The sequence below is a fragment of the Bordetella hinzii LMG 13501 genome (assembly GCF_001548475.1).
In the GTDB taxonomy this organism is placed as follows: Bacteria; Pseudomonadota; Gammaproteobacteria; order Burkholderiales; family Burkholderiaceae_B; genus Bordetella; species Bordetella hinzii.
In genome coordinates this window covers 101,558-109,801 of the sequence record NZ_LRUJ01000013.1, presented here as the reverse complement: position 1 = coordinate 109,801, position 8,244 = coordinate 101,558, and the positions used below count along the sequence as shown (strand labels likewise).

The following is an 8,244-nucleotide window of genomic DNA, read 5'->3' as shown; positions in this document are numbered from 1 at the left end:
GGTCTACGCTTTCAGAACGTGCCCAATGTGTTCCGGGCCGGGAGTGCGCCATGCAGACCATCGTCGCCACGGCCGTGGGGTTTGGGGTCCTTGCCCTGTTCGGCTATTTTGGCCGCCGCAGGCCGCAGCTGGCTTTCTTCGGTTTCATCGCCGCCTGGCTGGCGATATGCGTCGCCCACATGACTTACGCGGTCCGCGTCGCGGCCCTGGGCGCTTCGGAAGAGGTGGCCGGCCATGCCGTGGTGTTCGGCCTGCCGGCCGCGCTGGCCTTCGTGCTGGGGCTATGGGCCCGGTGGCGTGAAGGCGGGCGCTCGGAAGAATAGGTTCAGAAGCCTTCGAGCACGATCTTGCCGCGCGCGCGGCCGCTTTCAATGAAGGCGTGGGCGCGGCGCAGGTTGGCGGCGTTGATCCTGCCATAGTGCTCGCCCAGCGTGGTCTTCAGCCGTCCGGCGTCGATCAGCGCCGCGACCTGGGTCAGCAGTTCATGCTGGGCCGCCATGTCCGGCGTTTCGAAGAGCGAGCGCGCAAACATGAATTCCCAATGCAGCGAGGCCGATTTGGCCTTGAGCTGGCGCACGTCGATGGCGGCCGGGTCGTCGATGAGCGCCATCGCGCCTTGGGGCGCGATGGCCTTGACCAGTTCGGGGAAGTGCTGGTCGGTCTGGGTGAGGGCGGCGATGTAGCGGACGTGCTCATGGCCGGTGGCGGCCAGTTGGGCGGCCAGCGGCTGGCGATGGTCGATGACGTGATGGGCGCCCAGCTCCCGCGCCCAGGCCTGGGTCTCGGGACGGGAGGCCGTGGCGATGATGGTCAGGCCGGTCAGTTGGCGCGCCAGCTGCACGAGGATGGAGCCCACGCCGCCGGCGGCGCCCACGACCAGGAGGGCATCCTGGCTGGGGCGATGGTTGTCCAGCACGCGCAGGCGTTCGAACAGCAGTTCCCAGGCGGTGATGGACGTCAGGGGCAGGGCGGCGGCCTGGGCGAAGTCCAGGGATTGCGGCATGCGGCCCACCAGGCGCTCGTCAACCAGGTGCCATTCGCTGTTGGCCCCGGGCCGGTTCAGCGCGCCCGCGTACCAGACGCGGTCGCCGGGCTTGAACAGGCTGACCTGCGCGCCCGTGGCCTCGACCACGCCGGCGGCATCCCAGCCGATGACCTCGGGCTGGCCGTCCTGCGGCTTGCGGTTGGCGCGGATCTTCACGTCCACGGGATTGACGGAGATGGCATGCACGCGCACGCGCAGGTCGCGCGGGCCCGGTTCGGGCGTGGGCAGGCTGATGTCGATCAAGGCCTGGTCGTCGCTGGCGGGCAGGTTGCGGGTGAAGGCGATGGCTTTCATGGGATGTCCTTGGCATGGGTGATATGCCATGCTCGCCCGATCCGCCTTGCGGAAAAACCCGCTAAGATCAGCTTCAGTTTCAAAGAGATTTTGAAAATGGCCGCCGAGCGCTTCGAAGACTTGCGAATTTTCGTGTCCGCCGCCGTCGCGGGCAGCTTCTCCGCCGCGGCCCGCGAGCTGGGGCTGACGCCCGCGGTGGCCAGTGCGGCGGTCAAGCGCCTGGAGCACGCGCTGGGGGTGAGGCTGTTCGTGCGCTCGACCCGCAGCCTGCGCCTGACGCCCGAAGGCGAGCGTTATCGCGATCATGCCAAGGCGGCGCTGGCCGCGCTGGAGGCCGGGCGCGGATCGGTCCAGCGCGACCGCCGCTCGATCTCGGGCACGCTGTCGTTGTCCATGCCTTCGGACCTGGGGCGGCATGTGCTGTTGCCCTGGCTGGATGATTTCCAGCGCCGCCATCCGCGCATCCGCTTGCAGGTGCGCATCAGCGACCGCCTGACCGATTTGCACCGGCAAGGGGTGGACATCGCCATCCGTTATGGCGAGCCCGACGACTCACGCATGATCGCGCTGCCCCTGGCCCCGGATAACCGGCGCGTGCTGTGCGGCGCGCCCGATTACTTCGCGCGCCACGGGATGCCGCGCTCGCCCGAGGATTTGCGGCAACACAATTGCCTGACTTTCATGCTCAGCGATGCGCCGCATGACCGTTGGCGCTTCGAGCGCGACGGCCAGGTGAGCGAGATCACCGTGGCCGGCGACCGCGCCGCCGACGACGGCGACGTGGTGCGGCGCTGGGCGCTGGCCGGAGACGGCCTGGCCTACAAGTCGCGTTTCGATGTGGCCGAGGATTTGCGCGCCGGCCGCCTGGTCGCGGCCCTGCCGGATTACGAGGGCGAGCGGTCGCCCGTCTATCTCCTGTGCGTGGAGCGCTCGCGGCTGTCCCCGGCCGTGCGGCGCCTGCGCGATTTTCTGTCGGCACGTTTTGCCCGGGCATGAGTTCCGCGGCGGCCGCCAGGCATGGTTCAATGGGGTTCACTGGCCGAAAGGAGATCGTGATGTCCAAGAAAGCTCATGTGTACAAGCAGATAGAACTGGTCGGCTCTTCGACCGTCTCCAGCGACGATGCCATCAAGCAGGCCATCGAACGCGCCTCGCGCACGCTGCGCCACCTGGACTGGTTCGAAGTCACCGAGGTGCGTGGCCACATCAAGGACGGCAAGGTGGCGCACTGGCAGGTCGGCCTGAAGCTGGGCATGCGCCTCGAAGACGATTGAACCCGTTGCTCATTTTTTGATCTGGCCTTGCAAGTCCATGTCTTGCAAGGCTTTTTCATGTTTGTCCGGTGACTATTCAAATGCTTGTCCACATTGGCCGGGGATAAGCGGGGGGCGCGGCGCTGTGTGGACGAGCGGGCGCGGTGCTCAATTCTTGATCGGCCTTCGCAAGTGTCCGGCCCGCATAGGGTTTTCGAGCTTGCCCCAAAGCTGTTCAATACCTTGTCCACATTGGGCGGGGATAATTCCACGGCCGCGGGCGCGTGCCGCCGCCTGAACCCTGGCCCCGGCGCCGTGGGCACTTCTTGAGCAGGCCTTGCAAGCCCTTGAGCCGCATGATGTTTTCGGGCTTGTGCGCCAGCTATCAAGCGCCTTGTCCACATCGGGCGGGGATAAGGGGCCAAGCCGGGATGACCCCGATCGGCGGCAATGGTCAATGTTTGACCGGCCCTCGCAACTGCTTGATCCGGCTACGGATTTCAGGTTTGTGCCGGAGCTATCAAGTGTCTTGTCCACATCGGCGGGGGATAAGTGGACAGGGGCCGGATGAGGGCATGCTGGAGGCGTGCTCCGGCCTTGCGGGTTTACCCTGCTGCTCTTTTTTCGAACGAAGGACCTCAGCCACCTGATTTGAAAGGTCTTTTTCTGGATGTCGGCGAGCTGTCCTCATGCTTATCCACAAAATGCGGGGACAACTTGAGAGCTTGGATGAGGTTTTGATCAGATCTTGATCAGGACTTTCAAGTCATTGATATGACATGACAATTCCGGGCTGCCCGCAGCCTGTCCTCAAGCTTGTCCACATTGGCCGGGGATAAGGCCGCCGCCCGGTCCGGGCGGCGGGCGCCTCAGGCGAGTCTGGAGACCCAGTCCACGTAGCGGTCTACCCAGCCCTGCAGGAACTTGCGGGTGTCTTCATTGGTGATCTGGTATTGATCGTCGATCAGGCCGTCCTTCATCTGCAAAAAGACTTCCGGCGTGGTCAAGACGTTGACGCCCTCGGCGGCCAGGATGTTGCGCAGATGCTGTTGCGCCATGGCCGTGCCGGCGGCGCTGGGCGAGGTGCCGACGATGCCGGCCGGCTTGCCTATCCACACGTTCTGGCCCCAGGGGCGGGTGCCCCAATCGATGGCGTTCTTCAGGGCCGCGGGAATGGAACGGTTGTGCTCCGGCGTGACAAACAGGACGCCCTGCGCGTCCTTGATGTGCTGCTTGAGCTTGGCCGCGCCCGCGGGCATGTCGTTCTCGATGTCCTGGTTGAAGAGCGGCACGTTCAGATCGACGTAGTGGAATTTCACATTCGCCGGAACGAGTTTTTCCAGTGCCCGGGCCAGGCGCAGATTGAACGAGGCGGCGCGCAGGCTGCCGACAAAAACCGCGATATTGAGGGTGCTCATGAGAGGCATGCTCCGGGGTTGACGGAAAGCCCAGTGTAGACCTGCGGCGATGACGGCTCAATGTATGAGGTCATGTCATCTGGCTGACATGGGCGGCCACCACGCGCCAGCCCTGCGGCGTGCGCATCCAGGTCTGGCTCTGGCGGCCGATGCGCCCGCCGCGGCGGAACTCCAGGTGCGTGGTGGCGAAGTCTTCGCCGTAGGTCGTGATCTGGGTGCGCAGCACCTCGCGTTCCAACCCGGCGGCCGGACGCTGCCTGCGGAACTCGCGTATCGCCTCGTAGCCATAGAGGTTTTCGCCGGCGCCATAGCGCAGCGTATGCGGGCTGTCCCAGAACAACTCGTCCAGGACCGCGATGTCGTTGCCGACGAGGGCGCGTTCATAGCGTTCAAAAGCGTGCCGGACTTCGGCCAGGACATGGGGGAGGTTGATGGCGGGCATGACGGCTCCGATGCACCAGGGCGGTGCTAGGGTTATCACCAATATGGTGTTTGCTGCATTGCAATAAAGCAGCGGGATTTCCCGCGGCTGTGTCTCTCATAGGGCGCATGTTGCGCCGCAAGGTTGGCACGGCGATTGCTAGGGTAAGTACCGAGGCGCGTTGTCGGCGCCGCTTGCCTAGGAGTCTGCGATGTCCCACCCCGTCACGATGTTGGTCACCCGGCGCATTTCGCCGCAGCGCTATGGGGATTTTCTGGCCTGGATGCGGCAGGGCGAAATCCTGGCCGCGGGCTTTCCCGGTTTTCTGGGATCGGGTGTCCTGCAGCCCCCCGAAGGGGGCGACCTCTACCAGATCGTGCTGCGCTTCGAGGACGAGGCCAGCCTGAAGCGCTGGGAAGGGTCGCTGCCGCGCCGCATGTGGCTGGAGCGCGGGGCGAACCTGGTGCAGCACAGCCAGACCGAGCGCGTGGCCGGCATCGAGAGCTGGTTCGGGGCGCGCAAGCTTGCGCCGCCGCGCTGGAAGCAGGCCATCAGCATCTGGCTGGCCTATTTTCCGATGCTGCTGTTGTTCAGCACGCTGCTCAATGAGCAGCTGAGCGCCTTGCCCCTGTTCTGGCGCGTGCTGGTCACCACACTGAGCATGACCCCGGTGCTGTCCTTTATCTGTATTCCGGTGATTTCGCGCCTTTTGCATCGCTGGTTGCACGCCGGCCGCGTCTAGGCCGCCGCGCGGCGGGAATACAGGCGATGCAGCGTGATCTTGCGCACTTCGGCCTGGCTGTCGGCGATATGGGCCCGCAGCAGGCCGAGCGCCCGCGCCGCGTCGCCGGCCAGGATGGCAAGCAGGATGGCGCCATGTTCTTCATAAGTTTTCTCGACCCGCTGGGCCAGCGTGAAATCCAGGCGCCGCACGATGCGTATGCGTTCGGTGGCTTCGCGGTGCACGCGGGCAATCTCGGGATTGCCGGCCGCGCGCACCAGCTCCAGGTGGAAGCGCTCGTCCAGCTGCGCTACTTGCGCGCCGTCGAGACCTGGCTGGCGCGCCAGCCAGATCTCGGCCAGCGTCTCCAGGGCGGCTCTCGCGTCCGGCATGCCGCATAGCCGTTCGACAGCCGTCTGTTCCAGCACCAGGCGCAGGTCGTAGAAATGATCCAGCGTCTCGAAATCCAGCGGCCGCACCAGCCAGCCATTGCGGTGCCTGACTTGCAGATAGCCCTCGCGCTGCAGGCGGAACAGGGCTTCGCGCACGGGCGTGCGGCTCACCCGCAGCCTTTCGGCTACCTCGGTTTCGGTAAAGCGGTCGCCGGGCGCCAGCCGGCAGTCCAGGATGTCCTGCTTGACCGCGTCGTAGACGGAGTCGGCGCGCGACCGGGGTTCGGCGGCGCCGGCGCTCATGAGGCGGCCTTGCGGCAATAGGCCAGGCCGGCGCGCGCGAGCAGGCCGGCCGCGGCCAGGCAGTGGTCCTCGCGCCAGGGTGCGGCGATCAACTGCACACCCAGCGGCAGGTGTGCCGTGTCTCCCTGTCCCTGCCACAGCGGGGCGGCGGCCACCGGCAGGCCGATGCAGGAGATGGGCTGGGTCAGCAGGCCCATGCTGGCCCGCGCGGGCAGTTCCCGGCCGGCCAGGGTCAGCGTCTCGGTGCCGATGGGCGGGGCCGGCACCGGCGTGGCGGGCGCGATCAAGACATCGTAGTGTCTGAACAAGGGCAGCACCGTTTCGCGGAATCGCCGCCGTATCCGCTGCGCCTGCGAGACCCAGCCGGCGGGGATGAGGCTGCCGGCCACGAGGCGGTCGCGCGAATGGGGCTCGTAGTCGTCATAACGCGCGATGAGGCCCGGGCGATGCAGGGCCCCGCCCTCCGCCGCGGTGATGATGAAGGCCGCCGCGCGCGCTTGTTCGGCGCCCTCCAGCTGCACCACGTCGCGCGCGCCCAGGGCGTCGGCGGCCAGCGCCACCGAGCGGCGGGCTTGCGGTCCGGCCCAGGTATCGAAATAGCCGCCCAGGACGGCGACACGCAAGGGCCCCGCTTCCAGGCGCGGCAGGCAGGGTTCGGGCTCGCGCTGCGCGCAGGCCGGATCCTCGGCCCAGACGCCCTGCAAGAGGTCATAGGCCAGGGCCAGGTCCGGCACCGTGGCGGCAAAAGGACCCAGATGATCCAGACTATGGACGAAAGGGAAGCTCCCTGAGCGGGGCAGCCGTCCGTAGGTGGGTTTCAGGCCGAACACGCCGCACAGCGAGGCGGGCACGCGGATGGAGCCATTGGTGTCCGAGCCCAGCGCCAGGGGCACCAGGCCGGCGGCGACCGCGGCGGCGCTGCCGCCCGAGGAGCCGCCCGCGATGCGCGTGGGGTCGTGCGGATTGCGGCAAGGCCCGTAATGGCTGTTTTCGGTGGTGAAGCCATAGGCGTGCTCGTCCATGTTGAGCGCGCCCACCAGCACCGCGCCGGCCGACCTCAGCCGCGCCACTAGCGGGCCGTCCTGGCGCGCGGGCGGATGGTTGGCGTTGACCTTGCCGCCGGCCAGCGTCACCACGCCCGCGATGTCGAACAGATTCTTCACGGCGTATGGCACGCCGGCCAGGGCGGGCAGGGCCTCGCCCCGGGCACGGCGGGCATCGATCTCGGCGGCTTCGCGGCGCGCGCGCGCCTGTGTGACTTCGGTAAAGGCGTTGCTGCCGTCGGCCCGGATACGCGCCAGCGTTTCGTCCAGGATGTCGGCGGCCAGGCGTTCGCCCGAGGCGACCTGGCTTGCGAGGGTCAGGGCGTCCGTCATGCGCGATACACCGGGGCCGGTTCGGTTTCCAGCGGCAGGGCCTCGTCGGCGAAGCCGGCGGCCATCGCCTGGATGCGCTCGAATTGCACGGCGACTTCCCGCGTGGCGGCCTCGCCCAGGCGATAGCCTTGCAGCATCAGGGCGCTGCGGACATAGCGGTCTATGGTGTCTTGCGTCATGGTGGTCTCCGGGCGGCGCTTACTTACGGACCTCGCGCTGGAAGATTTCCAGGCTCAGCTTCTTGGCGCGGATGAAAGAGGGTTCGCTCAGTGTCTCCACGGTGCGGGGGCGCGGATCGCCGTAGTGCAGGATCTCGGCGACCTGGGTCGGGCGCTTGGTCAAGAGCAGGATCTCGTCGGCCAGGTAGACCGCTTCCTCCAGGTCATGCGAGACCAGCAGCATGGTGGTGCCCGTCTGCATATGCACCTCCTGGAGCTTTTCGCGGATGAACAGCGTCATTTCGAAATCCAGGGCTGAGAAGGGTTCGTCCAGGAACAACACCTCGGGTCCGGGCGCCAGGGCGCGCATGATGGAGGCGGTCTGCTGTTGTCCGCCCGACAGCTCATAGGGATAGCGGTTCAGGTCGAACTTGACGTCGAAGGAGGCGATCAGTTCGTCGACACGGCGCTGCACGTCGGCCTTGCCGCGTCCCTCCAGCCGCAAGGGATAGGCGATGTTGTCGATGGTGCGCAGCCAGGGAAAGAGCGCTTCGCGATAGTTCTGGAAGACATAGCCGATCTTGGTCTGCGCCAGGGACTTGCCGTCGAAGAGGATCTCGCCCGAGTCGATGGGGATGAGGCCGGCGATCATATTGATCAGCGTGGACTTGCCGCAGCCATTGGGCCCGAAGACGGAGACAATCTTGCCCTTGGGAATATCGAGGTTGAAGTCGATGTACAGCGGCGCGCCGGCAAATGTCTTGTGCAGCCCGCGTATCGTGATGTGGGTGCCGGCCGGCCCCGGGACAAAGGGCTCGGGGCGGGGGTCGGGCCAGATGGCGGGATTGATGACGGTGCTCATG

Annotated in this window: 11 protein-coding genes; 4 read left to right on the top strand and 7 right to left on the bottom strand. The window is 66.5% G+C overall.

What is annotated here, in order from left to right:
- A partial coding sequence (locus AXA74_RS11190; protein WP_248845112.1) for a hypothetical protein occupies window positions 1-323 on the top strand: 323 nt, incomplete at its 5' end.
- A gap of 2 nt (window positions 324-325) precedes the next feature.
- On the opposite strand, the gene AXA74_RS11185 is transcribed toward AXA74_RS11190, so the two are convergent.
- Entirely contained in the window at window positions 326-1,339 is a 1,014-nt protein-coding gene (locus tag AXA74_RS11185) for a zinc-binding alcohol dehydrogenase family protein (RefSeq protein ID WP_032979028.1), read from the bottom strand.
- Between the two features lie 96 nt (window positions 1,340-1,435).
- Here AXA74_RS11185 and AXA74_RS11180 point away from each other — a divergent pair, with 96 nt between their 5' ends.
- Together AXA74_RS11180 and AXA74_RS11175 are read left to right on the top strand one after the other, a co-directional pair.
- Window positions 1,436-2,335, top strand: coding sequence for a LysR family transcriptional regulator (locus tag AXA74_RS11180; protein WP_029579196.1), 900 nt, complete (start codon window positions 1,436-1,438; stop codon window positions 2,333-2,335).
- 59 nt (window positions 2,336-2,394) lie between these two features.
- Window positions 2,395-2,613, top strand: coding sequence for a dodecin (locus AXA74_RS11175; RefSeq protein ID WP_029579197.1), 219 nt, complete (start codon window positions 2,395-2,397; stop codon window positions 2,611-2,613).
- Window positions 2,614-3,461: 848 nt separating this feature from the next.
- Here AXA74_RS11175 and AXA74_RS11170 read toward each other — a convergent pair.
- Window positions 3,462-4,010: an NADPH-dependent FMN reductase gene (locus AXA74_RS11170; protein ID WP_029579198.1), complete on the bottom strand. Its 549-nt coding sequence runs from the start codon at window positions 4,008-4,010 to the stop codon at window positions 3,462-3,464.
- A 70-nt stretch (window positions 4,011-4,080) separates the two neighbouring features.
- Window positions 4,081-4,452 (bottom strand): oxalurate catabolism protein HpxZ, encoded by a 372-nt coding sequence (gene hpxZ, locus AXA74_RS11165; protein WP_029579199.1) that lies wholly within the window; start codon window positions 4,450-4,452, stop codon window positions 4,081-4,083.
- A 190-nt stretch (window positions 4,453-4,642) separates the two neighbouring features.
- Between hpxZ and AXA74_RS11160 the strand changes: the two genes are divergently transcribed.
- A complete protein-coding gene (locus AXA74_RS11160) occupies window positions 4,643-5,173 on the top strand; it encodes an antibiotic biosynthesis monooxygenase (protein ID WP_029579200.1) in 531 nt (176 codons plus the stop codon).
- Here AXA74_RS11160 and AXA74_RS11155 read toward each other — a convergent pair.
- The 4 genes from AXA74_RS11155 to AXA74_RS11140 are packed head-to-tail and all read right to left on the bottom strand — an operon-like array spanning window position 5,170 to window position 8,243.
- On the bottom strand, window positions 5,170-5,847 hold the full coding sequence (locus tag AXA74_RS11155; protein ID WP_032979026.1) for a GntR family transcriptional regulator: 678 nt from the start codon (window positions 5,845-5,847) through the stop codon (window positions 5,170-5,172). The two genes, AXA74_RS11160 and AXA74_RS11155, sit on opposite strands and share 4 nt — an antisense overlap.
- Window positions 5,844-7,223, bottom strand: a complete 1,380-nt coding sequence (locus AXA74_RS11150; RefSeq protein ID WP_032960957.1) for an AtzE family amidohydrolase — start codon at window positions 7,221-7,223, stop codon at window positions 5,844-5,846. Before AXA74_RS11150 ends, AXA74_RS11155 begins: the two co-directional genes overlap by 4 nt.
- Window positions 7,220-7,402 carry a DUF4089 domain-containing protein gene (locus AXA74_RS11145; protein ID WP_029579203.1) on the bottom strand — a complete coding sequence of 61 codons (183 nt, stop codon included), beginning with the start codon at window positions 7,400-7,402 and terminating at the stop codon, window positions 7,220-7,222. Before AXA74_RS11145 ends, AXA74_RS11150 begins: the two co-directional genes overlap by 4 nt.
- Before the next feature lie 19 nt (window positions 7,403-7,421).
- The gene (locus tag AXA74_RS11140; protein ID WP_032954994.1) at window positions 7,422-8,243 is read right to left on the bottom strand and encodes an ABC transporter ATP-binding protein; all 822 of its coding nucleotides are present in this window, start codon (window positions 8,241-8,243) and stop codon (window positions 7,422-7,424) included.
- Window position 8,244: the final 1 nt, after the last annotated feature.